This window comes from Armatimonadota bacterium (assembly GCA_013314775.1).
Classification (GTDB): Bacteria; Armatimonadota; Zipacnadia; order Zipacnadales; family JABUFB01; genus JABUFB01.
Genome location: JABUFB010000020.1, coordinates 12,632 through 38,796 on the forward strand (window position 1 = coordinate 12,632; position 26,165 = coordinate 38,796).

Genomic DNA, 26,165 nt, shown 5'->3' on the forward strand with positions numbered 1-26,165 from the left:
CACCATCCTCTCAGCGAGGTTGAGGCCGTCCGGTCAGCGTCTTCCGCGAGTACGCGTCCAACTTTCCGCCCCGTACTTCGTCTCCACGAGTTCGGCCGCTCTTGCCCGTTCTTCATCAGTCAACGGCTGTTCCGCGATGAGCACCCCGAAGGCCTCGGCGAACCCGCTCACCACGGCCCGCCCGAGTTCATCGAAGCTAACCCTCCTGCCAAGCACCTCCGCCACCGTAGCGGCGTGGCGAGACAGTCCGTTGGCATCGCCCACATCACTGGGGCGCTTCCCGAGGATCTCCAGGTGCTCGGAGGCGGCCAAGGTGATCGGGATCGACCCATGCTGGAGGATCGCCCCGGAACGCCGCATCTGGGCGCTGCCCACGATCTTGCGACCGGCGACTTCCATATCCCCGCCCAGCGAGCTTGCAAAACAGATGGCTGGCAGGTCGACGGGCTTGCGCGAGGAATCCCTGCGGCCGGCCGGAATGCCCGCACTCACTCCCAGCAAGGCGAGCCCGGCTTCGATGCCCCGGGAGATCTCCCGGTATGACGCCACCACCGAGTCACCGCAGGCAAGCTGGTCGACGCGGATGCAGACGCTGTAGGTGACTTCGTCGCGGTGGATGATAGCGCGTCCACCGGTTGGCCGGCGTACCAAGCCGTATCCGCGTCGCTGGACTGCTTCCAGGTCCACGCCCTGCTCCAGGTCCTGCGCGAAACCAATCGAAACGCCCGGCGGATCCCAGCCGTATATGCGCAGCGTGGGCGGCGCGCTGCCACCCGCTACCTGTTCGAAGAGCGTCTCGTCCACGGCCATATTCACATCAGCCGGGGCGAAGCCGCTCCACACCAGTCGCCAGACCTCGGCGTCACTCATCCCTTTACCGTCCGTGCGGCAGGAAGAAGCCCGGGATCCGTGTCAGCGATCCCGGGCGGTAAATGCGGAGCCCCTGTCTGTGGCGTGCGGCCGTCTACTCGTCGTCCTCTTCGAAGAACAGGTCGTCCTCTTCGTCCTCTTCATCGTCCTCGTCCGCACTCTCTTCCGCCACGTGCTTCTTGTATTCTTCGTAGGTCATGAGCTTGTCCAGGTCCTCGCCCTCGGCAGGCTTGACCGCGATCAGCCAGCCCTCGCCGTAGCAGTCGTCATTGACAAGCTCGGGCATGTCCGCGAGTTCCTCATTGACGCGCGTGATCGTGCCCGAGATCGGCGCGATGAGGTCCTCGACGGCTTTCGCGGACTCGATGCTGCCGAACACTTCCTCTTTCTCCACTTCGGCCCCAGCCTCGGGAAGCTCGACGAAGATGATGCTTCCAAGCTGGTCCTGCGCATACTGCGTGATCCCCACGAGTACTTCCTTACCTTCGTCGCGTACCCAGGTGTGGCTCTCGTCAAAACGCAGTTCCGACATGTCCATACGGGAGGACCTCCTTCGACCGGTTCTTCCCTTGTGGTGCGTAAGCTATTCACCGCATTCCCGGTCCCCAGAGGCCCCGGGTCAGCGCGTATGAGTGTAATACTTCACGCAACCGGGAGGCAAGGGGGTTTTTGCGGTCCTGGCCTGAAAGAAGCCGGGCGCGAGGAATTGCGTCGTCCACGGGAATCCAGTATCCTCACGATGTCCATTCAACACCACGGTCAGGGATTGGGTAGTTCATGGCCGATCAGGCGAAACGCAAGCTCAAACGTTCTCGGCTAAAGCGCGCCGAAAACGAGGCGGCTGCCAGTCTGGTTCAGTTGCTGCGCCCCACGCCAGATGCGCCGGCGATTCGACGATATGTGCCCCGGACGGACCTCGATCACGGCGAACTGCTGGCCCGACTCGGCGCTCTGGACTGGCGAGACCTGGCGCCGGACGCATCCCCCGTCGGCGTCGGGGACATTGCCGACAGGATCATCTGCGGCGACAGCGTGCTGTGTCTGCGTCGCCTTCCCGAGGCCTGCATCGCCTGTGTGGTGACCAGCCCGCCATACTGGAACGTGGTGGATTACGGCGTGGAGGGGCAGATCGGCCCGGGCACCTACGAGGCATACATCGAGGATCTACTGGAAGTCTGGCGCGAGTGCGAAAGGGTGTTGGTCCCCAACGGCAAACTGTGCATCAATGCACCGATCATACCCGTCCCCAAGGCGGTCATGCCCCACCAGCACACCCGGCACCTCAAGAACCTGAGTAATGACATCGAGGTCAGCATTTTGCAGAACCTCACCCTGCAGCGCTATAGCCTTTATATCTGGCAGAAACAAACCACTGAGAAGATGTTCGGCAGCTACCCGTACCCTCCGAACCTGCTTGAGCAGAACACCGTGGAGTTCATCAACGTGTTTGTCAAACCGGGTACCCCGCGCAAGATGTCTCCCGAGGTCAAGGCTGCCAGCAGACTGACGGAGAGCGAATGGATGAACCTCACGCGTCAGGTCTGGCACCTTTATCCGGCTGACGTGAAGCGCGAGGGGCACCCAGCGCCCTTCCCGGAGGACTTGCCCAACCGCCTCATTGCCATGTACACTTTCGCCCGTTGCGAGGACGCGGGAGTGCAATTTCCGGGCGACCTGGTTCTTGATCCCTTCTGCGGCACCGGCGCTACATGCGCGGCAGCCCGGAAGCTGGGCCGGCGGTTCGTCGGCATCGACCTGGCGCCGGATTTCGCGGTAGCCGCCGCCGAGCGCTGCTCCCGTGCCTCCTTCGACGGAAAGATCGCCCTGTCGCGAGGCAAATGAAAGCAGGTCACGTGATGTCGAGACCGATCCTTTGGCTTGTCGTGGTATTGCTGTGCGGCTCGGTGCCGGCGCAGACCGCAACCAAGCCTGCCGCAAAGCCCGGCGGGCAAGCCACCAACGGGAAGGCCGCCACGGGCAAGCCTGAGAAGCCCGAACCTCCCCCGCCTCCACCCAAAGTGAGCCCGGAGGCGATCCGTGATTTCGTGCGCCTGCGAGCGGAGCGGCGCTATGAGGCCCTGCTGGCGACGGCGAAAGCCATGACCGTTGCCGCACCCACCGACCCTGTGGGCTGGGGATACCTGGGTGAAGCGCAGATGCGCGTGGGTGACTGGCAGCAAGCAGCGCAGGCACTGCGGATGGCCGTGACACTGAAGAGCAAGAACCCCGCGGATCGGGTGAATCTGGCGACCGCGCTGGTGCAGGTGGGCATCAATCGCCTGCGGCTGGGGTATGTCGCCACCGAAGTGCAGACGCTGTGGCGTGAAGCTCTGACGCTGGACCCGGAGAACCCGTGGCCTTATGTGTGTCTGGGCGACCTGGCGCTGAGCCAGGGGGACGCCAGACAGGCGGAACGTGATTACCTGCGTGCGGTTCGGATCGACCCAACCTGCTTCGCGGCATATGCGGGGCTCGCCCGGGCGTATGATCTGCTCGGGCAGGCTGCATCCGCACAAGTGTGCCGGCAGACTGCGGAGTTGCTGTCACCGCCGGCGCGGCCGGTTGGCGCAGCGCTCTCCGCTGTTCCGGGAGACCCTCAATCCCCGGCCACGCCGGCCGTGGAGCCGGCCTCCCCCTGACGGTGACACGGCACGCGCAAACCTGCTATACTCAGGATGTGCGCCATCCACAACCCGGTATCCTCTTTCTCATGCCTGCAGCCGCCAAAATCTGCCGCGCCCAAGCCATATCCCTGATCTTTCTGGTCGGGGCGAGTTACACCTGCCATGCCCAGCCTTGCTCTGACCCGCCGCAGGTTCCCCTGGGCATGGTCGGCGACAGCAGCAGCTGGGCTGGCGAGGGCCATCATTGGCGCCGTCTGGTCCTGGAGCGCCTGCCACGTCTGGTGGTGAGACCATGAGCGGCAGCAGCTTCTCACCCAAGCCGCCAAACATGCCAGACGTTGCTTCGCTGGGGGACAGCCGGGGAATAACTATCCAGCGTGTAGGCATACGCGACCTGCACCTTCCGGTAATGGTGCTGGAGAAATCCGGGCGTCTCGCGCGGCTGCTGGGCATCTATGACGCCAGCGTTGAGCTTCCCAAGACGGAGCGCGGGACCCACATGAGCCGCCTGGTGGAAGTCCTGGCCCGCTGGAGCCGCAAGCGGGTCTCCCAGCTCGAGATGGAGCAGATGGTGCGCGAGCTTGCCCAGACCGCCGGTGCGCGAGCCGCCAGCCTCACCCTGGCATTCAAGTACTTCCTCGAAAAAACCGCCCCAGCCAGCGGTATCAAGACACACCTGGACTACGACTGCCGATTCGAAGCCGCTCTGGACGGAGACGCGTACCGCTTCACGCTGGTCACCACGGCACCAATCATCACCCTCTGCCCCTGCTCGCGGGAGATATCCGAACGTGGGGCACACAGCCAGCGCGCACTTCTGACGGTGCATGTCCGCACTGCGCCAGGGGTCTTCCTGTGGCTGGAGGACCTCATCCCGCTCTTGGAGAAGCAGGGCAGTTGCGACATCCATCCCGTACTCAAGCGCAGTGATGAGAAGGTCGTGACTGAAGCGAGCTACGACAACCCGAAGTTTGTGGAGGATGTTGTACGCGACACGATCATTGCAGTACGCCAGGTTCCCGGGGTCGAGTGGCTGCGGGCGGAATGCGAATCCATGGAATCGATCCACAACCACCTGGCCTATGCCATGGCGGAGAGTGAGGCCCGCTAATGGAGTATGCAATCGCGGTTTTCCTGGCGGCGGTGGGCGTGGGGGTGCTGTATGCCCTCTATCGCTTCTACCAGTCCACAATGAACCGCGCTGGGGCGATGTCGGCGGAGGAACTCCGTCCCGAAGTCACCGCAATCCAGGCTTCAGGAGACGTTCATTCCGACGGCCTGGTCTACCTGTTCGCCGACCAGTTCGTGGAGTGCAAGACCTCCGGGCCCATGACCCCCCAGCGTGAGAAGGCCTTCTGCCCCCTGACCGACCGAGAGCTTGACCCAGCGGACTGGTGCCTCAAGCTCCTGTACGCGGCGATCTGCGAACTGCACACCAGCGCGTGCATTGACTACCGTGTGGTCAAGCGCGACGCCACCTTCCTTCCCCCCTACCCCCACAAGGCGTGGGAACTGGAGCTGGTTCAGCGCACACCCTTCCAGCAGTCGCCGGTCATGTCGGCGCTGGAGGTGGCCTTCGATCTGATGCGCGCCCGGAAACAGCAGCGCGTCGCGCAGGGCAAGGAAGAGCCCGGCGAAGTCTGGTGTCCGCTGGATGAGTTGATTGAGCGGGCGATAAAAGTCATGCGCCAGGAAATCGGCTTCTGGGAACGCAGCGGGGTGTACGGAGACGTGCGCAACTACGTGGCCTCCGCGCTCGTGGCCCAGGGGTACCTGATCCAGCCTGCGCGCGAGACCTGGCTGGATCGTGCGCGCTCCCGCAGACCGACCCCGAATCGTGAGGAAGTCGAAAAGCTCCGTCCTGCCGCGGAGAACCTGAAGCGGACCCTGGACCAATTCCGGCGCCGGCACGGTTCGCCTTACGCTTACGGCGAGTTGGAGCCCGAGGAGGGGCAGGCCCAGCATCTGCGGAACGTGGATCCGTCGCTGGTGACCCGCGACCAAGATCTGGACGCGATGCCCTTCGATGACGTCCTGCGAATCAGCATCTTCGAGACGCTCATCAGCCTGAAGCAACTGGAACCCAGCAGCGGCTCCGGCATCTAGAGTAGAGACGTGTCCTGTCCAGCCCGATCCTGCGCGCCGCGTCGCCATCCTGGAAACCACAGGCGCACCATCCGCCATGAGAATCTCCGACCTGATAACCGTACGCGGAGCCCCCAGGGCAGTGGACCTCGCCCAGGTGTCCCAGCTGCTCGAGGCCCTGGCGCGCGAGGGCGCAGACCTCACCCTCGGCACCGCCAGGCAACTTGAGGAACTGCTGGGCGAGTACGTTTCCGCGGACGCTGAGCCGGTGGACCCATTGCGGGCATTGCTTGCCGGCATTGCCGCAGGTGGCGAGGGCGGCAGCGCGGCGCTGGTCATGGGCAGCGCAGGCTCGGGCAAGTCCCACTTGCTGTCACTTGTGGCGCTTCTTGCAAACCACCCCACCGCCTGGTCCGTATTCCTCCAGAGCCACCCTGCATACGCCGACCTGCGCGACCGGCTGGGGGGACGCAAATACCTGGTGGTCCCGATTCCCCTCTGCGAGCACCGTGGGCATGAGGAGCACCTGGAGGACATTGTCTTCGATCGCACCGAAAGAGCATTGAGCTCCCTTGCTTACGGTCTCGCGGTGCCGCTCTCCGAGCAGTCCTACGCTCTGGACCTCATCGAGCGGCATATTGTCCCCCGTTATTCCGACGAACTCGACAAGTTCACCCGCGAGCAGTCCCCGGGTGTGCGTGACTGGCAGGCCCTGCGAAAGCGCAATCCGGCGCGCGCGGCGGAGATCGCCCGGCAATTTGCGGCACAGATGAACTACCCTCTGGATTTCCGCCAGTCCCGGGTGGAGCGTTTGTCACGGCTGATTGACGTGGTCCGCGACAACTCTCTGGGCGGGATTGTCTGGCTGATCGACGACCTGACCGAGTTCCTCTCGGGTGCGGGCGCGAAAGCCGTTCACAGTGACTGCGCCTTCCTGGACTTTCTCGCCCAGCGCTGCAAGATCGCCCCACTGCATGTGGTGGCCGCGCTCAATGAGGGGCTGGAGCAGCTTACCTCAGTCGAGCCGTATCTGGTGAATGCGATCCGCGCCGGTTACCGGCACGACCTGATACTCAGCACAGCCCACATGCGCGCGGTGGCAAGGCGGCGCGTTCTGGGCCGCGTTGATCCAGAGAAGTATGAAGCGGCGATCCAGCAGGTTCGCGACGCCTGCCGCAAAGCCTTTGGGACAGTCACCTTCTCGGCCGAGGAGCTCGCTGGGTCGTACCCGCTCCACCCAGCAGCATTGGAGTGCCTCGAGAGCATCGCCGCTCGGTTCTTTGGAGCCGCCGACACCTTCGTGGCCTTCCTGCAGGACCTTCTGGGACACACCAGCCTCGCGGGGGTTCTGTCGCGGGATTACCGGCAGATCATCGGCGTGGATGAAGTCTTTGACTACCTGCGCCCACGGATCGCTTCGCATCCCGAAGTCTCGGCGTACATATACGACGTACTCGATTACTATGAGAAAAACGCCGGGGAGATACTGCCCGAGGAACCTCAACTCGTGGTGCGACTCATCCGGCAACTGGTGATCTTCCGATTGGCCAATGTCGCTGCTCCCGTCCCCCTGCTCGTGGAGTGCCTGGGGCTCGACGAATCCGGGGCGGCCAGAGCGGAATCGGCGCGAGTAATCCAGGCCCTCGAAGCCATGCGCGTCGGCGGGAGCTTCGTCGACGCCCGGAGGGGAGCAGCCGATGCCCCCGCGGTCTACCAGGTGGATGTGCAGACCTCGGTCAGTGACGTTCTTCGCAAGCGCGTTGCGGCTGCAAAGGCTTCCTACGGTCCGGGCGATGCGCGGGTCTGGAAGCACGCTCTGTCAGTATGCGATGAGCCCGCATTTCCGCTGACACACCTGCAGAAGGCCCGGACCCTCGAGGTTGAGTGGCAGAACACCTTCCGATGCATTTCGGCGGAACTGACTGATCTGGCTTCGCTCCCTTCGGGTGTAATGGCCGAATTGGTGGGCGATCTCGCAGACCCCGCAACCGTGGAAGACGTGTGCCTGATGCTCGCTGCGCCCGGTAACAGAGACGCACAGCTTGCGGCATGGCGGTCGCTCGCCGAGACTGCACCTGCCACGCGCTGGTCCGCCGCGATCCTGGCCTGGATTCCCAGAGAACTGACCGCCGCCGAGGTGGATGAGCTCAAGGAGTTCGCGGCCATCGCCGACCTGTCCCAGGACGAGCGCGCCCTGGCCGCAGACAGCGGCATGCGTGACCAGCTCGGGGAGATGTATGGCCCGGCTGCCGCACAGGCCCGGAAGATCATGCGGAAGGCTTATTACGAGGGTCAGGTCTTGTCACCGTACGGGGAGATGTTGGGGCCGGCAGCGCTGGCGCCCCTCGCGGGAGACTGGGCAGCCACGCTCCATCAGGTGACCGCGCCCGCTTTCCTTCGGGTGTTCCCCGAGTTCCCCGCGATTGCGCCGCGTCGTCCCCTGGTCTCTCGCGAGCAAGTGGACAGCATCGTCAACCGGGTCATCCGCCCTGGACGGGCCAGCCTGCCCCCCGGAGACCCCCTGCGCGAACTGGTTGACGCCTGCCTGGCGCCCCTGGGGCTCATTTCCTCCCACGCTGACGAGTACATTGTGGATGTGTCGCGCAGCAAGATCGCAGCAAGCGTGATGGCGCGCGTCCGGCAGCGAGACAACACACCTCTGCAGGAGACCGGCCGGCCAATCGCCTGCGCGGACCTGGCCCAGCATCTAGTCAAGTCTGCATCAGGGCTTCCGCCCGAGCTGTTTGAGCTTGTGGTGGCGGCGCTGATCCGCACCGGGTACCTTGCCGCGGTTCAGGGCCCCAACCAGCTTGTTCGGATGGAAGATATCCCGGTGCCACTGAGCGGATCAATCAACTATGTAGCCCGGCCACCGCTCCTTTCACATAACCAATGGCAGATTCTCGCCAGGGTGTGCCGGATCGCTCTGGACTACAACCTTCCGGTGGCGGACTTCTCCGTCCAGCAGCATGCCTGGGACCTTCTGGTGGCCGCCCGCGTGGACTACCTGGACCGCGCGGAAGCGCTGAAAGCCCGGCTGCTCGCTCACGTCGAGGAGCTTGAGCAGCGCCCATCATTGTGGCGGGAGACCCTTGCGGACATCGAGGCCCTGCAGAACACATTCCGCTGCGTGCGACCGGAACTCCACCCGGCGCCAGGGCTGCAGGAGTTCATCCAGGACGTCGAGGGCTTCATCGGCGATTCCCAGGGCGCATCGCGACTCATGGGCCTGTTCAGGCGCATTGACACCCTTGCCGCATACCTCGACCGGCTCGCGCCAGACGTAGTCCAGGTGCGCGACTACATGCTCAGTCCGGCGCTGGTTCTGCCGCCCAATTCCGACCTTGAAGCTCGCAGGCAGGCGGTGCTGGGGCTTATCGGCTCGGGCGAACAGATTCTGTCCGAGGAAATGAATCTGCGGCGCCTCGTCCAGATTTTCCTGGGCTCGTATAAGCGGATCTATGCATCCTGGCACGGACGAGTGTACCGCTCGCCAATCTATGACCAGTACCGCGCCGTGATCCAGTCACCCGAGATGCGCGCGCTGCAGCAACTGGGGAAGTTGAACTTGAATGTGCCGACAACCGCGGAAGACATGGAGCGGCGCATCGAGGAGCAGGCTGCCGGACGCTGCACCCGCGCCGACCTGTCCGAAGTGCTCGATACCCAGCCCGTCTGCCCTGACTGCCATCTGGTGCTCAATGAGGAGCCCGAACTCGTGAGCGTGGATTCGTTGGTGGCCGAGACACGCCAAGCCATCGAGGGCTATCTGCAAGCTCTGGCTGTGCCGGCGCTCCGGCAGCGGCTGCGGGAATATGCGGCCGCGGCCCCTCGACGCGGCGATCTTGGGGTCCGGCTCGAGCAGATCGCGCAGATGCCGATATCCGCCAATCCTCGCCAGATTCTGACCTACTTCACCGATGACGCCATCACCCACGTAAACCGCGCTCTTGCCGGGAAAAAGCTGGCCCCGAGGAACCTCGGTGAACTGCGCAAGTCCCTGGAAGGCCGCACGCTCACGCGTGAAGAGGCTCAGCAGCTCTTCAACAAGTGGCTTGAGGGCGACGGGACGGAGCTCGAGGACGACGGCCTTCTGCAGATTGACGAGTAGCGGCCCGAACTTAGACGCCACACTCCGGTTTGCCGCAGCAGAGGAAAAGAGCCCTCTGCCCTACCCCTCCTGCAAGTTCATCACGTCAGGCTCCCAGCCGATCCGGTCCAGTATCTCCAGGTAGTCTGCCTCCGTGATGTCGTCGGGTGGCTTGCCCAGCAATGACACCACCACGCCTTCCATCACGTTCGTGCCGAATGAGCGACCGTCCATGCGCGGGGTGGTGGTGATCAGGCGGCTCAAGCCACGTCGCCGCAGGTTCTCCACATCCTCCTCCGTGGTGGTGTTCGTGAGAACCGTCTTGCCCGCCAGATCCTTCAGAGCAAGTTGGGCCGGAGGCATGTAGCGGTTGATGAAGTGCATATCACCGGCGATGATGTCCGCCCAGTCGTAGTAGTTGCGGAAACGCGGCGTGGATTGGTGCTGTTTCTCGCCCGTGGGGTAAAGGCGCTCGAAGGGCTGCTGCACAAGGATGGGCAGCAGAGCATTGGCCGCCAGCCGGACCTGCCACAACCGGCGCAGGGGGATCGGGATCCCGAGCGCGAAGATCATGTCGCCGAAGATGGTTTGCACACCGATCCCGGCGAAGGCCTCAGCCATGCCGAATCGGTCCACCGCGCTGGTAATGAGCACACGCAAGTTCTTCACCCCGCGCGACGACTGATCGACATGCAGCAGCTCTCGCTCGGCCAGGATGCGCACCGCCGCGCGCTCCAGAGTGTGCTTCAGGCCGCTGCCATCCACCACAGGCGTCTTCGTCGCTCGAACCGCGAGCTTCGCGACATCACGCACAACGTATCTGCGGCCTCCTGCTACAAGGTATAGATCGCAACCGCCAAGACCGATGGCATCAGCCTTCCCGTCGAGCTCTGCAATCATATCCCCCGCGCGTTCGAAATCGCCGTCGGTACCGATCCGCTCGATCACGAACTGCTCGCCCAGTATCTCGTGCTCCACGGTCTTGTTGCGCTTGCTCGAACCCACACTGACGCTCACTACCCGTTTCATGCCGGTGTCTCCAAGGACGTGTTCAGCGCCGGGCATTGGCTGCTATCTCGTGCCCGTGTCCACTACCCGCTATGCCATGCCCTTCCACGTGGTCCAGTATGTTCCCGACAACGACGCACTGCCCGGCGTCGCCCAGATCGATCCCTCCATTGCCCTGGTAAACGCTGGTGCGAATCACATTTCCGGTGATGCTGTGGCCCCCTGAACCACCGGCGTCTTCCACGCGAATAGCCGCGTCGTGGGTGTTGATGAAGGTGTTCCCGTTGATGGCGAACCCGTCGCAGACCCCGACGAGCCTGACCCCGACGGGCGAGTGAATATAGTTCGAGTTGATCACCATATCTCGCGAGACCCCACGGGCCAGAACGCCGGCGGTGAAACCCTCGATGGTGTTCCCGGCGATCACATGCTGGGCGGTGCCGTCCAGGATGATTCCCTCGGCGTGGCCGTAAGCGAAGTGGTTGTTGACGATCCGCACTTCGCGGCAGTCGTAATCGAGATACACGTGTTCGAGTTGGCGCTGTCCCTCATTGCGAGAGCGGGTCTGGTTGCCGTGGAGTGTCAGGTGATGGATGTGTTCAGCGCGGAAGCCCTTGCGACAGTCCCGAGCCCAGCAGTCGCGGATGGTCACGTTGGTTCCGTGTGGCCCGAGGCGAACCGCGTGTCCCCCGTGGCCGAAGAAGAAGCAGCTGTCCACCTGGGTATCGTTGGGATACTCGACAACCAGGGCATCACCGCTGTCTCGATTGCCTTCGAAGGTGAGGTCACGCACGGTGATCTTCAGGTCAGGCCACCAGGAGCCCACAACCCCCGTGATCTGCATGAGCGGCGCGAAATCGCGGCTGGTGTTGATGAGCACACTGGCCCGTCCCTCACCGGTGATGAAGACGTGCCGGCCTTCGCAGAGCGCAAGGTGTACGGTCTGTGGTATCTCATAGCGCCCGGCCGGGAAATAGACCACCCCGCCTGATTTGGGCAGGGCGTCGAAGGCAGCCTGGACCGAGGAAAACTGGGAGACGTCGGTGCGACCGGTGGGGGCATTCATGGCAGGCCTCCCGGGGTCTCATGGAAGCAGCCGTTCCGACCTCATTGTACCCGATAGGATATCGCTGGAGAACGCAGACAGTACTGCGGCCACCGGGAGTCGCCCGTCAGTCGAAGAGCCTCAACTGCTGTGTGGCGCGGCCGGAGTGGAGGTTCGTGGTGATATCGCCCTCAGTGAGCTGAGCGTTCTCAAAGAGCCGCACAGCGATGTCGCGAAGCTTGTCAAGCTCGGATGGCTGGATATACCATGCCCGGGTGTCTGCGTTGTAGCTGCGCATCTCAAAGTCAATGGACTTCAGTGCGCGGACAACCTCATGGAAGATGCTCTGATCCGCCTCGAAGGTCACTTTGTAGACCTGCAGATCAGGTCGCCAGGTGATATTGATGGAGTTAGCCTTGCCCTTCTGCCGGGACATTTTCTCTAGCCCGCAAGGGGCGATTCAATGAGGGTGTAAGCGACCGCAACAGGATACCCGCGGCCGAGGGACAACGTCAAGGTGATGCAAGGGGCTCGTCACAGACCGAACCCGCAGCCAAAGCCGCCTGGCGTGTAATCATACCCTCGAAACTGCCATTCTCGCTCAAGACAGGCAACCGCTTAAGACCGTGTTCGGTCATGAGATTCACCGCTTCCTCAATGGGCGTATTCTCGCACACTGTCACCAGGTTTGTCTTCATTATCTCCGCAGCAGTCTTCCGCCGGGCAGCGGCGTCCATGTCCCCCCGCCTTTTCAGGTATTCCCAGAAACCCCCGCGGCGCTCCGTAAGCGCCGCAAACAGGTCGTAGTCGGTGATCAGCCCCAGAAACTTCCCTTGCTCGTCGACCACAGCCAGTCGTTGGACGCCGCTTGACCTGAGCCTATCCAGCACTTCAGCGCCGGTCGCATTCGGCTCAATAGTGTTCCTCTCACGACTCATGATATCGCGAACGAGAGTGGGTGCTCCGGCATCCGCGCTGCAGGTTCCCATTGTCCGGCGGCCCACGGACTGGCTGGCCATGGTGCCAAAGATATCAAGTCGCGCCAGCATCCCTACGAGTCGATCCCGCGCGTCGACCACGGGAAAGCGTTTGAGGTTACGTCTGAGCATAATCGCAACGGCCTGCGGCAAAGGGGTGTCAGCCTGCACGGTCACGACGGGGCTGGTCATCACGTCAGCAGCGGACAGATGCGTGACATTCGCCAGATACCCGTCCAGCTGAGCCTGTTCCAGTTCGGCAAGCAGCCCTAGACGCACAGGCATACCCGCGCGTTCGATCAGGTCTCCCTGGGTGACGATGCCCTTCGGGCGCCCCGCTTCGTCCACCACCGGAACCGCGTTGAAGTCAGCGGTGATGAGTAGCCGGATAATGTCACTGACGGGAGTTGCTTCCAGAACTGCCGTGGGGTTCGCAGTCATCACATCCCGGACCTTCAAACGTCTCGGGGTCAGCCCGTTGCTCACCCGGTGGAACACGACCTCGCACGGTCCCGAAACCACGATGCCGTCGGTCACTGTGGCCGAAAGCCTTTCCACAAGCGCCTCACACTCACCGGCAGGCAAGATGATCTCAACCTTCACCGGCATGTTATATGACAAGACTTCCAGGCGGCTGCTGGCCTGCTCACCGCTCTCGTACAGCCCGGCCACCCCTTTGAGCACAATGCAGCGAGCCGCGCACCGGGCTTTCCTGACCTGCTCGACAACGGCCTCCCAGACCGGCCGCCCGTGGCTCCTGGCATCTTCGCTGGTGTAAACGTTGATTATTCGGTAGTCCATGGAATGGCAGGCTCCTCACAGTTGCCGTCCGATCCAGAGTCCAGCAAGCACAAGCAGCAGTCCACCCACATTGTTGGCGGCGATGTTAGCGAGCCCCGACGCCCACTGAGCATCGCGCACGAGGCCGATGGTCTCTATGCCGTAGCTGGAAAAAGTGGTGAGACCGCCGAGGAACCCGGTAACGAGAAGGAGACGGAACTCCGGGCTGATAGCGGCACGTTCGACCCCGAGGGCGAAGACGAGACCGATCAGGAAACAGCCGGCAAAGTTGACGCCGAGCGTACCCCAGGGAAAGCTGTCGCCGTATATGCGGGCTGCCGCGAGACTCAGGATGTACCGGCAGGCTGCCCCGACTCCACCGCCCAAGAACACGAGCAGTAATTGCATCTCGCTTTCCGTCTCTCTCTACTGCGGTGTCTTGGCTGGGGTCGGCCGCAAACGCGGCGCATATATACGATGACCCCTCCGCACCGCGTGGTGAGCAGGGGTCATCAGTCCGAAGACGGTCTGGCCTCGAAGGCCGGGCGAACCCCATCGCCACTGAGGGAAGTATACCCGCGGCCCTTTCGCCAGTCAACATGAGCCCGGATTGACACAGTTCGGGGGCGCATGTAGTCTTACCCTGCGGATCCATCCGGACGGATGTCGCTCAGCGGAGAGCCGAGATGACCCTTTCAATGACCATACGGCACGCCCGCATCAACTCCCTCGTCCCTTGCATCGTCGCAATCTGTCTGCCCCTCTGCGCACACGCGCGGGTCACGATGGCGCAGGTGGAGAGAGATATCGCCTGGCTCATCAACACCGAGCGCGCCCAGGCCGGCCTCTCCCAACTTGCGACGGACGCAGACCTTGCCGCGGTGGCCCGGGCACACAGCGCTGAAATGCGCGACAAGGGCTTCATGGGCCACGAATCCCCTGTTGCAGCCCACAAGACACCCAGCGACAGGTACCGCCTCAAGTTCGGTGTCAACCCCGCCACGCTTCGCGAGAACGTGTCCCGCACCGAGTTCGCGGCGATCAATCAGACAGTGGCGCAGACCGTACATATGGGTTTCATGAACAGTCCACCCCATCATGACAACATCATGGCTGCGGATATCTCGCTCATGGGCATCGGCTGCGTCTCCGATGACGACGGCACGGTCTGGACAACGGAGCTCTTCTCGGTGCCGCCACCGCCCGTTCCGACCGAACCCGCTCCGGCAACTCAAGCTCCGGCGACCAGTGCTCCTGCACAGCCCGCCACGGCTGCGGCGACCGTCGCTGTGACTGCCGGCGGCGTAACGTTGCCCGTTCAGGTGCGGATCTGGTACGTGTCCGCGGGGCCCAACGCGCCCGCACAAGTGAAGGCCGACGTCAGCGCTGGGGATGCCATCCGCTGGGGTGCAACAACTGACGGCGAGCAGGTGTTCACGGTGTCGGCGGCTATTCCCGGGCGTGAGGGCCTGACAGTCATGCCTGCCGCCAGTCTCCACGAGATGCCCACAGCATCATTGGCGGGCGCCGATGGCGAGTTGATTCTGACCGTCAGTGCGTCCGAGGCCGTTCACTGTCGCATTATCCTGATCACCGGCTCGCTGACCGCGGTTCGGCAGTACGGCTCGGGGATGCGAACTGCGACCGCTCTCACGCCGGGGACACTGACAGCGGCAAGTCTCGGCGACGGCGGCGGAACCGAGGTCTTCACAATATCTAACACCGGCGCGCTGTGTGAACTGCGCGTCTCCTGGCTCTACCCGTCCCCAAGGGCCGCCCAAGTGTCCGTGTATGATGAACTCGATGAAAGGGTCTGGAGCGGCGCACTGGTGGGCGCGGAATGCCTGCGAATGAACCTCGCCGACGCTCCTGCTGGACACTACACTGTTGTGATCACCGCTCCCGACATGCACGCAGGCCAGGGCGATCTCACGATAGGCGTCTTCCCCACGGATGAGTAGTGCAGTCAACGACCTGAGCGGCGATAGCTCGCCAAAACGTGTTGCGCTGGATGGGTCACATGCTCAAGAGCCCCTGCGCGTCTGGTTTTGGGCAGCGGTCATAATCGGGCTGCTGGCCACAGGGCATGCCGCTTTCAGCCCTGCGATCCTTGCCCACTACGCAGACAGCCCTGATAGCGTGGACATCACGCGCTGGGCTGAAAAAGCCACCGTTGCGGATATCCCCCTGTGGTGGAGCGGATCGTGGATACAGCGCTCGTCCCCGTATTTTCGCCCCCTGTCCAGCATGGTCTTCTGGTTCGAGTACCTGGCATTCGGGTGGAACTTCCAGGGGCATGTGGTCATTTCCTGGCTGCTTCACGGGGGCATCTGCGGGCTGGTATTTCTGCTGGGGCTTGCGTGGTTCCCCGGCAGGCCCGGGCAGCGTGTGGCCAGCGCCTTGCTTGCGGTGGTCCTCTTCAATGTGCGTCTCGGGCCGCAAGGACCTGGCTGGCTGCCTGCGCCGGTCGCGTACGGGGTCGTGGCCTGGTGGCCCGGACAGACCGATCAGTGGTCTCTGTGTTTCTCGCTTTGGGCGCTGCTGAACCTGGACCGCTGGCTGGTGCGAGACAACTCTCGAGGCTTGCGGAACGCCATCGTCCTGTGGATCGTCGCCCTGCTGTTCAAGGAGATGGCGGTCTCCCTGCCGCTTGTGGCCGGGCTGCTGGCCTGGTACCGCAAAGGGCGGTCCGCTGTGTCACTCCGCGCCATTGGTATCCAGAGTGCGCCGGCTGCCGGACTGTCCTGGAAGCTGGCCGTGCCCGGCCTGCTGCTGGTTGCCGGGTTCCTTGCCTTGCGGTCCCTACTCGTCCCCGGGGCCTGGGGGCCCAAAGTGCGCACCTTTGACTACTTCCTCTCGAAGGCCGTCTGGTACGCCGCCGAACTGCCCAGAGCCATCGTAATTGCGCGCGGCATCTGGGTGGTGGCGATCGCCCTGTTCGTTGCCCATTGCATCTACGCGTATGTCCGGCTGCCAAAGCGTCCCGCGATAGTCTGGCCCATACTTGTTTCGGTGGTCGGGGCAGGAGCCCTCGCGCAGTGGTTGTATGGGAACTTCGCGGTCATCACGATCCCCAGTGAGTTGCTGGCCATCGCCAGGCTGACCCTCTTCGCTCTGGGCCTGATGGTTCTGATCCACACGCACCGCGGCCCAACCTGGCCTCTCCTGGGCATGCTGGCGGCCATTCACGTGCCGGTATTGCACGTGCAGGGCCCCCACTATTTCTACTGGCCCGCCGCATTCTGGGGTCTGTTCAATGCCAGCCTGCTGCTGCATGTGTGGCAGCGGTCTGAAGACGGGACCATCCGCTGGGCCGCCCGGGCAGGCAAGGCACCGAGCCCAGCAGGAGCGGACGCACACGCATGCCGAGACGACACCATCACTCAGCAAAAGTCTGGCCACGAGGATGAATGACCGATGCAGATCGCACACTGGATGGTCTACGAGATCGAACTCACAACCAACCGGGAATATGCAAACCCGGTAGCCGAGTGCACGCTGGTCGGGGTTTTCACATCGCCCACCGGCGCCGAAAAGCGGATTGAGGGTTTCTGGGACGGCCGCGGCCTTTGGAGGCTCCGCTTCTGCCCTGATGAGTTGGGCGACTGGACCTGGCGCACCGAATGCTCGGACATCGGCAATGCCGGCCTGCACGGCCAGTCCGGCCGGTTCCAGTGCGTGCCCTACGACCGCGACAACCCTCTTTTCCAGCACGGGCCGATCGCGCTGTCGGAAGACCGCCGGCGATTCCTTCACGCTGACGGGACGCCGTTTTTCTGGCTCGCGGACACTGCCTGGAACGGCGCGCTGCGGTCACGGCCGGAGGACTGGGAGCGCTACCTGAGCACCCGCCGTGCCCAGCGCTTCACAGCGATCCAGTTCGTGAGCACCCAGTGGCGCGGCTGCTCGAAGGACCCTTTCGGCCAGGTCGCGTTTGAAGAAGAAGAAGACCCCGTCCGGATCAACCCCTCGCTGTTCCGCCGGCTTGACGCACGGATCGAAGCCATCGTCCAGCACGGCCTCGTGCCGGCTCCCGTGTTGCTCTGGGCGCTCCTGGAGACCGACCCAGGCCGGAAACTGAGTGTCGACAATTGTGTCCGCGTCGCAAAGTACATCGTCGCGCGCTGGGGCGCGCACCCGGTGATCTGGCTTCTCGGCGGCGATGGGCACTACTACGGCGAGCACGCGGAACGCTGGCGTGCCATCGGCCGAGCTGTGTTCGGTGAGCGCCACGACCGTCTGGTCACGCTCCACCCGTGCGGGCTGAGCTGGGTGGCCGAGGAGTATCGTGACGAGGAATGGTTCGATTTCATCGGCTATCAGAGCGGCCACGGAGATGGTGAAAAGGACATTCGCTGGCTCACTGAGGGGCCGCCGGCGACAGGCTGGCAGAGCGAGCCGGCGCGGCCTGTGATCAATCTCGAGCCAAACTACGAGGGCCATCCGGCATACCAGAGCAAGCGGCCCCATGGTAGCCACGCCGTCCGGCGCGCAGCCTACTGGAGCTTGCTGAACGCCTACCCGGCGGGGGTTACCTACGGGACCAATGCTATCTGGGTCTGGCCGGAAGAGGTCGAGGATGCCGAGGGCCATGCGGGACTCACAAACATCCCGCCCTGGCATGAGGGACTGGTCCTGCCGGGCATCCGGAACATGACCACACTGCGCGACTTGTTCGATCACATCCCGTGGACTCAGCTTACCCCTGACCCGTCGCTGGTGCGTGACAATCCCGGTGCAGCCGATCCCGAACGCCACATTGCTGCGGCGCGCACGCCCGATGGCGACTGCGCCGTGGCGTATGTGCCGGTCGGTGGTCAGGTGTCGCTGGACCTGTCCACGCTGAAACTGCCCGCCGAAGCGCGGTGGTTCGACCCACAGACCGGCTGGTGGCAGGGCGAGACCCGTGTCGAAGCGGCGCAGGTCGAGCTCACCACCCCGGATGACCGGGACTGGGTGCTGGTGATTGGCGGCCCACCCGTTATGCGCTGAACTGGACAGCTACGCGGCCCTTATCCCTCGCCCGCCGGGATGCGGTAGCTCCACAGGTGCGAGCGGGATGCATAGTAGAGCCGCCCATCATGGATGACGAGACCCGCGCTGATCGCTGCCGGCGGACTGGCCAGTTTCTGGTGCCTGAAGGTGCCGGGCTCGATGCGCACGATCGCCCCGCTGAATCCCGCGTAGATCATACCGTCCGGCCCCAGCGCGAAGAGCTTGCGCGGGGTGCCCCCGTACGCGCTGAGATTCTCCTCGTGCACCACGTCACCCGTCTGCGGGTTGAGCACGAAAAACCGGCTACCCGAGGCCGCGCCGTAAACAAGCCCGTCCGGCCCGACAATGACCGCCGGTATCTCGGGCGCGCCCGGCACCGGTACGAAAGTGGACTTGACCTTGCGGGTGGCCCAGTCCATCACGTAGACCGCCGCTTCCTTTGCCTGCGGGTGGCCGCCGCCCGGGGTCGAGATGCTGGTGCCGCCCACCACGTTCCCGTCGGGGAGGGCATCCAGGGCGATGGTGCTCTGGAAGGGCACCAGGTTCTCGTGGGTAATCAATTGGACTTCTCCGGAGGTCTGGTCGTAGATCGCCATTCCTCCGCCGCACATCCCATAGCCCGCGAATCCGGCCATCATCACATGCCGGCCGTCGGGATGGGCCAGACACGCTCGCGGGCGGGTGATGTCGCCCGGGTACGCGCCAAGCAGTCGGGGGTTCGGATTGTCCCCTGTCTCGTTGTTCCACGGTCGCGTCGTGTCGTACTCGTAGAAGTGCCCTCCCGCGTAAGCCGCCCCATAGACGAACTGCCCCAGGCTGTCCATGGCGCAGAAGTTCCCGCCGCCAACTCGAGGCACGGGACCCCAGTCGGCAAGCTCGCCAGTCTCCGGATTCAGCGCCACGAAGTGCATCGGGTGGGCCGTAGAGGCGTACACCATCTTGTCCGGCCCGAGCACAAGCGAGGTAATGTCCGCGCCCTCAGACTCGTAGTCCAGGTCCAGGCGCGTGGTCTGCCCCTGTGGGTCGGTGATCTCCATCCACCGTTCTGGCAGGTTCACGGTCTTGACTTTACCGCCGCCTGGCAGGTCCGATGACTTGCGCCCCCAGTCGATCGCCCCGGTCGGCTTCGCGCTCGGGACACTGGCGGGATCCACTTTCACCGCTTCGCCCCCGCGCATCCGATACCAGCTTTTCCCGGCCTGGCCGTACACTTGCCCATCAGTACCCACGCGCACGCTGCCTGAGCCCAACACCCGGTCTTCCTCCTGCGCGATGTCTCGGCGTTCACCGGTGGCGGGGTTGAATGCCACGATGTTCTGCCGTGCCGTCCCGATCCCCGCGTAGAGCCAGCCCGCATCGTCGGCAACCAGGCTCATGACGTAATGCTCCGCATCATCCAGACGTCCGTAGTCTTTCATCTCCCGCTTGGCCGGGTCATAAGAGACCAGCCGGCAGTTGGGGTAGCTGCCTGCGTAGATCAGACCGCCCGGTCCGTCCGCCATCGCCGAGCCGCAGTAACAGCTCTCGCTCTTCGCGGGTACCCCACTGAACAGCCACTTGCGGTCCTCCACGTCGAACTCCAGCAGGACGTTCCCCGCGAACGTGTAGAACCGCCCGTTCGTGCTCATCAGGGAGGCGAAGGGCGGCGAATTGGGCACGCCTTCGGGGTAATAGAACTGCTCTGACGTCCCGGTCTTCACGTCTGTCAGCAGGATCCATCCCCGCGGGCTGTTGTCGAGGCTCAGTGTGATGACCACAGGATTGCCATCGGCGTCGGATGCCGCCACAAGCCCCCGGGATTCGGCCACCGGCGCTCCAACGCCGTGATCGATGAAAGGCTCTTCGGCGTCGGCCAGACTCACGAGCAGATGCAGCACCACAAGCAGTATCAGGAGTTCCATCGGGAGAAACCTCCAGGGCCGATGACTGCGAGATGTACGGGATTTCCCCAGACCCGGCAGCGTCACCTTGTCGAGTCTGCAGGAGGGGACGCGCGCAGAGGCGAATGAACTTCGCGGTCCAACGAACCGCCCACCGAGGGAGATGATCGAGATGAAATACGAAGAGCTCAGGCCGCGCCAGTTGGATGCGATTATCGAGGAATGTCCTTTCGCCATCATCCCCTGGGGCGCCCACGAATGGCACGGACTGCAAAACCCGGTGGGGCTGGACACGATCAAAGCTTACAACATGGCTCTGGACCTGGCGCGCGAAGTGGGCGGCGTCGTGCTGCCACCCGTCTACTGCGGCTACCAGACCATGAAGCCGTACAAGGAATTCCGACACACACTGGAGTTTTCGCGCGAGATCGTGTACTCGCTGGCACTGAACTACCTGGACCAGCTCTACGATGAGGGCTTCCGTGTGATCCTGATCATCATGGGACACTACGGCGGCGCGCATGTGGAGACAATTCAGGAGGCGGTGCAACGGTTCAACACCTGCCACTCACACGCCCAGGCTATTGCGTGGCAGGATTACGTGCCCGCCGGATGGGTGGATGTCAAAGGCGGCGACCATGCAGCGCGGAATGAGACATCGCTCCTGCTTCACTACCGTCCGGACCTGGTTGACCTGAGCGAATTGCCGGCCGAAGGTGAGATCGATCTCGATACCCAGGGGATCAACGGTGAGGACCCGCGGCAGTCCACGGCGGATCACGGGAAGATGCTGGCGGAGTTGTTCGTGGAGCAGGCAGCGCCAAAGATCCGGGAGATGATCGACCGGATGCTGGCGGCCCGGGAGCGGTCTCGCAGGAAGGTGTGACCGGTCCGGACCGGCTTCTCCTTACAGCTCACGGGGCTCTGCTAGTGGCAGCTTGCCCTGGCGGATCCCGCCAAGCAGATAGCCCGGCGTGAAGACGATCAGCAGCTGGCCAAGGTTGAAGATGAACCAGACGCCGGTGTCTACGAGGAACCACTTGTTCCCGCGGAACACGTAGCTGCCCAGCAGTACGTCCGACACGATCAGCAGCGCGGCGCCTATGAAAGACAGGGCGAACCGCGGCTGCTGCAATGCCAGCGCCAGGGCGGCCCCTGCGCTGCCAGACAGAAGCACACAGTACCCCAGCGCCCCGTAGTTGCGCAGGTTACCTGCATGGGGCGCCTGCACAAGGAGGTACCAGCACGCGATGCCTGCGAGGACCACGAGGGTCACCGACGCCAGCCACGGCTTCCAGTTGGTCAGCCGGAGTATCCCTGCTATTCTCCGCCAGGCCGCAATGTAGAAGATGTGGCACAGGCCGAACCAGATCATGCCGAGAATCAGTGGGTCGAGTGGTGGGATTACGAACCACCGCGCCATGGTCAAGTCGCCAAGGAATCCGAAGGACATGCCGATGCACAGCAGCATCGCGAATCCACGCAGGCGCCCCAGCAGGTAGTCCCACCAGATCGCTGCGCAGACAGCCAGGATGAAGGTGCAGGTGAGGCAGACAGGGATCGGGATCTTCTGGGTCATGGACTCGTTGAGCGGCCCGAAGATAAGGCCGCCGAGAATGAGCCCCAGCCACAGCAGCAGCAGTACATGAATTGTGCGGTGGGGATTGCCGGAGGGTAGGCAGGTCATCAGTCGGCTGGTCCTCGTTTCTCGCCGCGAGATAACGATTGGGTCAGACAGTCCCGGCAGCACCCACGAGCCCTGTGCTGATTGGGCCGGCCTCGAGCGACCGCTCCACGAAGCGCGCGATCTCAACGCCCTCGGGAATCGATGTAGCGGACCGGAAATGACCTCGAAGCAGTGCGATGGTGGGATAGCGCGAGACCTCCACGCTCCCCGCCTGGAAGGGCCCGTGATTGGTTTCGGAGTACGCCACATGGACAGCCAGCAACCAGACGCTGTCGTTGTCCGCCATCTCCATCAGTTTCACGACCTCTGGAACAATGCGTGCAGAATCATTGCACCAGGTTCCGTACACGAGGAGCAACGTCACTGGTTGTTCGATTGACCGGAAGAGCTGCACCAGGTCTTCCGGAGGCTCGTATTTCTCATAACGGTCGCGGTAACCGGGGGCGCGCAGCAGCCGGAGCGGATCGCAGCAGACCTCCATTGGAGCACTTTTCCTCCTATGTGTACTGGCTCACGCCGGACGGCACGAATTGGTCGATCGGTCCGCAGTAATCCTCAGACACAGCGACCGCCAGCCGGAGCGAATGTCGGGCATCCTGCAGGCAGCAGTCGGGCAGCACCCCGGTGCGCACCGCATCCAGGAACGCCAGGTGTTCGCCCAGTATGCCCCCTGCGACCAGCGCATCCTCCTCCACAGGGGTCTCGGATGCGATTGTATTGTCTGCGTAGACCCGCTCGCCACGGAACAGCGCCGGGCTGGTGTAGCCATGGCCGACCGTCGACTCCATCATCCGATCCTCGCCCTGCGCCAGGTACAATTCGCGCGATACCCCGGCGCAGACCAGGATTGCCAGGTCAGCGAGAATCCCCGTATCGAACTGTATCCGGACCAGGAGATCTCGCACCCGGGTCTCACCATACCACCGGGAACGGGTCTCCACCGTGACCACATCTCCGCACAGGAACCGAAGACAGTCCAGCGCGTGAATGCCGGTACCCACGGCGAACTCGGGCTCGGTGCGGCTCTTGCGGATCATCTCGGCCCGCAGGTAGCGTATGGGGGCGTTCTCGTCCATCCAGTGCTTGAAGCGGCGCAGTCCCGGGACCTGCCGTCGGTTGAAACCGACGTAGGTGATGGTGCCGTGCTCATCTGCCAGAGCGGCCAGCTTCTCGGACTCCGCGACAGTCACCCCTGGTGGCTTCTCGGTGAAAGTGGGAATGCCGTATGGCAGAACTTGCGCCAGCACCCCGGCGGACTTCGCGGGATGGACGGTGACGTAGAGCGCCTCCGGCTGGACTTCCGCGATCATCTCATGCAGGTCGGTATAGACGGCGCTGTACCCGAAGTCCTGCTGGAAAGCCTCGGCTTTCGCGCGGTCCAGGTCGCAGATCGCCTCCAGGGATACGACAGGCTCATCGCTGGTTGAAAGACGCTTCAGCGCCGGCGAGTGATTGGCGCGGCTGAAGGGCCCCGCGCCGATATGGGCGATGCGGATCGGTTGGCTCACCTTCGTGGCTCCCCTTGCGGACTATTTTGAGCGGATCACGGCTCGTAACGCACGCGGCTCCCACCGATGATGCCGACCTGGCCGGGGACGCCTCTGGCATCCAGTGAGACCACGGCTATGCGTCCGTCGGTGACGACAGGCCCGAGGGCCTGCTCTGCCCCATCTTCAGCGGAGTTCAGTGCAATCACATCGGCCGAACCGTCCGGGCGAGCCACGCGTAGGCAATCCCCTGATGGACTTGACAGGAGTGTGTCCACCGACAAGGCAGGCTGCTCCGAAGGCGATGGAGCGAGCACGTACACGTTCCGCACCGGCCCGGCTGTCTTGTTGCGATACAGTGCCGTGGGCACGGCGCGCCACGGGTAATTCGCCCAGCCCTGCACGGGTTCCTCGGCAATCCCCTTGACCACCTCGACGGTGAGGTCTGGGCCGGCTCCGACCAGGTCCAGCCGCCGACCATCCGCCACCGCGAAGACTGCACTCCCTTGCGTCTGTGCAGTGTCAGCGTTGATGTGGAAGATGGTTTCATACTCGTGCACCGCGTCGTCCTTCGGAGTGAAGCTGTCTACGATTACCCAGTAGTCGGGTTTCACGAACAGTACTTCGCGCCGGTGGGTCACCTGGATCTGCCCATCCTTGCCGTAGCCGGTGTCATACACGCCGGATACATAGTCCAGCGAGTCATTGCTGACCCAGGGGTTGTCCAGGGGCTCAAAGGGGGGCTTGAGCGCGAAGGTCGAGCGGTCTCGACGGCTGTTCTGGTCTTCGCCGTCCACCCGCGCCGTGTTGTGCGCCCGGGTGGACAGTACGTAGCGCCGCCAGCGGGAGTTGTCGTACATGTAGCTGCCGCCCTCGACGATCCACCAGCGCCCGTGGGCCTGCATGGTGAAGCCCAGCTTATCCTCGTGCTGGTGCCCCGAACCGAAAGGACCGGCGTCCAGGAACAGAAACCGGGCGTCGCGGGTCCAATCGCTGCGCATCACGTAGTGTCCTGAGTACGGAAATGCGTAGGAAGTCTCGGTGGGTCTGTCGCCGTGCGCTCCACGGGTCAGGACCCACTGAAAGTCCGTCCGATGCGGGAAGTAGGTGAACCCCTTCTGGAGCGCGGCGTCAGGCGCTGTGTGCCCGGAGTCATTGAGCCCCGGCACGCGCCAGTCGGGGCCGGTCGCGTAAAGCAGGTAGTTGTACATCCGCTCCAGAAGGTCTCGGAAATTGCCCGGCACCTCTTCGGCCCGGGCGTTCGCCAGCATCAGGTCGTAGATGTCACTGTAGTTCCGAAGGACCCACAGGTTGTAGCCCAGGGCCAGTTCGTTCTCCAGGCCGTCCGGGTAGATCTCCTCCGCCATCTGCGTGTACAGGCGCTGGATGCCGGTGGCGCGCCAGTTATCCGCTTCCCGCATCTCCGGCAGGAGTGTGCCCACAATGGTGAGCGCCTTTGACTCGGCGGTCAGCCAGTTCGCCCTGGTGGGCCATTTCAGCAGATGCCGCGCGTGTTCAACCAGGGACTTCAGCACAGTGGTGAGCGAGTCGGCATCCCAGCACGGCGCGTCTGCCGTGCGCCAGAGAGCATCGATCCATGTGTCTCCCGCACGCACCGCAGTATTCAGGGTCTCCCAGGCGTAGTGGTAAGGGCCGTTGCCGCTGCCGAACAACAGGAGCGGGGAATCCTCGATCCAGTCCAGCATCATGTCTCTTATCTCGGCAGCGTACTTCTCCTCGAGAGTGCCAGTGTACGCGTCGGCCAGGTAGTCGAAGAAGAAGTGGCGGTTGAGTGATGCATTCCACTCAATGGTCGCCGCCTCCCCCTTGTCCCTCTGGTTCGAGGCCCAGTCAATGTCCTCGCCCAGTTCGTATCTCTCCCCGTCGAAGTAGTATACGTGGGCCAGCGTCTCGTCCGCTCGGCCGGTATTGGGGCGCTTCTCGGGAGGAGCCGGGCGCTCCCACCAGTTGCTGAACCAGCGCACATCGCGGCGCGCCAGGAAGTACTCGCGGAAGCGCTCCTTTGCCGCGGCAATGTCCCCGGCCTCGACGGCTTCACGCACTCGTTCCAGGCCGGGCCGCGCCAGATCCATCGCCCCGAAGAACTCCTCGTCGGTCATGCGTTGCCCGGTATCGCTCATGGTGATCACCCGTACGTCGTCGAGCACCCACACATCCTCCGCAGACGCGCTGGCGCCCTTGTCCCACGCAGAATGCAGTTGCAGGGAGTCAATGTTGTGCCAGCCGACCGGGTGGCGCACCCGGGCCATCACGCTGAAGGGCAGGAGCACACGCTTCCAGCCGGTCCAGTCCACAGGCAGTGACTGCGCGAAATAGTCCGGGCCATCCTGGTTGGGATCCTGGGAATCCACGATGATCCAGACGCGGGAGCCCGTGGCTTTCGCGCTGTGCAGCCAGAAGGCCAGGCAATTCCCCCCGGTCCAGTCGTGCGGAATGGCGCTGCTGGACAAGCCTGCTTGCTCGGAAGGCACCCAGCGGACAGCGCCTGTTCCCTCGCGGAAGGTCTTCGTCTCCTGTTCGCCACCGCGCCAGACCGAAGCATCGTCGCAAGTGCTGATGACCAGATCACCCTGGGCCAGGCACAGCGAAGCGAACGCCATGATGAAAATGCATGAG

21 protein-coding genes are annotated in these 26,165 nt (G+C 63.6%); 9 read left to right on the plus strand and 12 right to left on the minus strand.

Features of this window, described 5'->3' with window-relative positions; genetic code table 11:
* Positions 1-33: 33 nt before the first annotated feature.
* Together HPY44_20930 and gcvH are read right to left on the minus strand one after the other, a co-directional pair.
* The gene (locus HPY44_20930; GenBank protein NSW58482.1) at positions 34-870 is read right to left on the minus strand and encodes a lipoate--protein ligase family protein; all 837 of its coding nucleotides are present in this window, start codon (positions 868-870) and stop codon (positions 34-36) included.
* A gap of 94 nt (positions 871-964) precedes the next feature.
* Positions 965-1,402, minus strand: a complete 438-nt coding sequence (gcvH, locus tag HPY44_20935) for a glycine cleavage system protein GcvH (protein NSW58483.1) — start codon at positions 1,400-1,402, stop codon at positions 965-967.
* Positions 1,403-1,647: 245 nt separating this feature from the next.
* Between gcvH and HPY44_20940 the strand changes: the two genes are divergently transcribed.
* The 5 genes from HPY44_20940 (at position 1,648) to HPY44_20960 (ending at position 9,690) form a co-directional block, all read left to right on the plus strand.
* Complete coding sequence (locus HPY44_20940; protein ID NSW58484.1) at positions 1,648-2,712, plus strand: site-specific DNA-methyltransferase; 1,065 nt, start codon at positions 1,648-1,650, stop codon at positions 2,710-2,712.
* 14 nt (positions 2,713-2,726) lie between these two features.
* Positions 2,727-3,509, plus strand: coding sequence for a hypothetical protein (locus HPY44_20945; protein ID NSW58485.1), 783 nt, complete (start codon positions 2,727-2,729; stop codon positions 3,507-3,509).
* A gap of 313 nt (positions 3,510-3,822) precedes the next feature.
* Positions 3,823-4,605, plus strand: a complete 783-nt coding sequence (locus HPY44_20950; GenBank protein NSW58486.1) for a GTP cyclohydrolase I FolE2 — start codon at positions 3,823-3,825, stop codon at positions 4,603-4,605.
* Complete coding sequence (locus HPY44_20955) at positions 4,605-5,600, plus strand: hypothetical protein (GenBank protein NSW58487.1); 996 nt, start codon at positions 4,605-4,607, stop codon at positions 5,598-5,600. Before HPY44_20950 ends, HPY44_20955 begins: the two co-directional genes overlap by 1 nt.
* 76 nt (positions 5,601-5,676) lie before the next feature.
* Positions 5,677-9,690 carry a hypothetical protein gene (locus tag HPY44_20960; GenBank protein ID NSW58488.1) on the plus strand — a complete coding sequence of 1,338 codons (4,014 nt, stop codon included), beginning with the start codon at positions 5,677-5,679 and terminating at the stop codon, positions 9,688-9,690.
* A 60-nt stretch (positions 9,691-9,750) separates the two neighbouring features.
* On the opposite strand, the gene HPY44_20965 is transcribed toward HPY44_20960, so the two are convergent.
* From HPY44_20965 to crcB, 5 genes are all read right to left on the minus strand, one after another.
* On the minus strand, positions 9,751-10,698 hold the full coding sequence (locus HPY44_20965; GenBank protein ID NSW58489.1) for a quinate 5-dehydrogenase: 948 nt from the start codon (positions 10,696-10,698) through the stop codon (positions 9,751-9,753).
* 22 nt (positions 10,699-10,720) lie between these two features.
* Positions 10,721-11,743 (minus strand): right-handed parallel beta-helix repeat-containing protein, encoded by a 1,023-nt coding sequence (locus tag HPY44_20970; GenBank protein ID NSW58490.1) that lies wholly within the window; start codon positions 11,741-11,743, stop codon positions 10,721-10,723.
* 106 nt (positions 11,744-11,849) lie between these two features.
* Complete coding sequence (locus tag HPY44_20975) at positions 11,850-12,158, minus strand: hypothetical protein (protein NSW58491.1); 309 nt, start codon at positions 12,156-12,158, stop codon at positions 11,850-11,852.
* A gap of 76 nt (positions 12,159-12,234) precedes the next feature.
* Positions 12,235-13,500: a DUF190 domain-containing protein gene (locus HPY44_20980; protein ID NSW58492.1), complete on the minus strand. Its 1,266-nt coding sequence runs from the start codon at positions 13,498-13,500 to the stop codon at positions 12,235-12,237.
* A gap of 15 nt (positions 13,501-13,515) precedes the next feature.
* Positions 13,516-13,887, minus strand: coding sequence for a fluoride efflux transporter CrcB (crcB, locus tag HPY44_20985; GenBank protein NSW58493.1), 372 nt, complete (start codon positions 13,885-13,887; stop codon positions 13,516-13,518).
* Positions 13,888-14,165: 278 nt separating this feature from the next.
* Between crcB and HPY44_20990 the strand changes: the two genes are divergently transcribed.
* From HPY44_20990 to HPY44_21000, 3 genes are read left to right on the plus strand one after another with little or no spacing between them, the layout of a single operon-like run.
* Positions 14,166-15,440, plus strand: coding sequence for a CAP domain-containing protein (locus HPY44_20990; protein ID NSW58494.1), 1,275 nt, complete (start codon positions 14,166-14,168; stop codon positions 15,438-15,440).
* Complete coding sequence (locus tag HPY44_20995) at positions 15,433-16,893, plus strand: hypothetical protein (protein NSW58495.1); 1,461 nt, start codon at positions 15,433-15,435, stop codon at positions 16,891-16,893. Before HPY44_20990 ends, HPY44_20995 begins: the two co-directional genes overlap by 8 nt.
* A 3-nt stretch (positions 16,894-16,896) precedes the next feature.
* Entirely contained in the window at positions 16,897-18,471 is a 1,575-nt protein-coding gene (locus HPY44_21000) for a DUF4038 domain-containing protein (protein NSW58496.1), read from the plus strand.
* A 20-nt stretch (positions 18,472-18,491) separates the two neighbouring features.
* Here the strand turns inward: HPY44_21000 and HPY44_21005 are convergent, their stop codons facing one another.
* Positions 18,492-20,375: a hypothetical protein gene (locus tag HPY44_21005; GenBank protein ID NSW58497.1), complete on the minus strand. Its 1,884-nt coding sequence runs from the start codon at positions 20,373-20,375 to the stop codon at positions 18,492-18,494.
* Positions 20,376-20,526: 151 nt separating this feature from the next.
* Between HPY44_21005 and HPY44_21010 the strand changes: the two genes are divergently transcribed.
* The gene (locus tag HPY44_21010) at positions 20,527-21,240 is read left to right on the plus strand and encodes a creatininase family protein (protein ID NSW58498.1); all 714 of its coding nucleotides are present in this window, start codon (positions 20,527-20,529) and stop codon (positions 21,238-21,240) included.
* A gap of 21 nt (positions 21,241-21,261) precedes the next feature.
* Here HPY44_21010 and HPY44_21015 read toward each other — a convergent pair whose 3' ends face one another.
* Genes HPY44_21015 through HPY44_21030 form a run of 4 tightly spaced genes read right to left on the minus strand, consistent with a single transcriptional unit; the run spans position 21,262 to position 26,149 of the window.
* Positions 21,262-22,041 (minus strand): hypothetical protein, encoded by a 780-nt coding sequence (locus HPY44_21015; GenBank protein ID NSW58499.1) that lies wholly within the window; start codon positions 22,039-22,041, stop codon positions 21,262-21,264.
* A 43-nt stretch (positions 22,042-22,084) separates the two neighbouring features.
* Complete coding sequence (locus tag HPY44_21020) at positions 22,085-22,522, minus strand: thioredoxin family protein (GenBank protein NSW58500.1); 438 nt, start codon at positions 22,520-22,522, stop codon at positions 22,085-22,087.
* Between the two features lie 16 nt (positions 22,523-22,538).
* Positions 22,539-23,549, minus strand: coding sequence for a Gfo/Idh/MocA family oxidoreductase (locus tag HPY44_21025; GenBank protein NSW58501.1), 1,011 nt, complete (start codon positions 23,547-23,549; stop codon positions 22,539-22,541).
* A gap of 35 nt (positions 23,550-23,584) precedes the next feature.
* Positions 23,585-26,149 (minus strand): alginate lyase family protein, encoded by a 2,565-nt coding sequence (locus tag HPY44_21030; GenBank protein ID NSW58502.1) that lies wholly within the window; start codon positions 26,147-26,149, stop codon positions 23,585-23,587.
* Between the last annotated feature and the right edge of the window lie 16 nt (positions 26,150-26,165).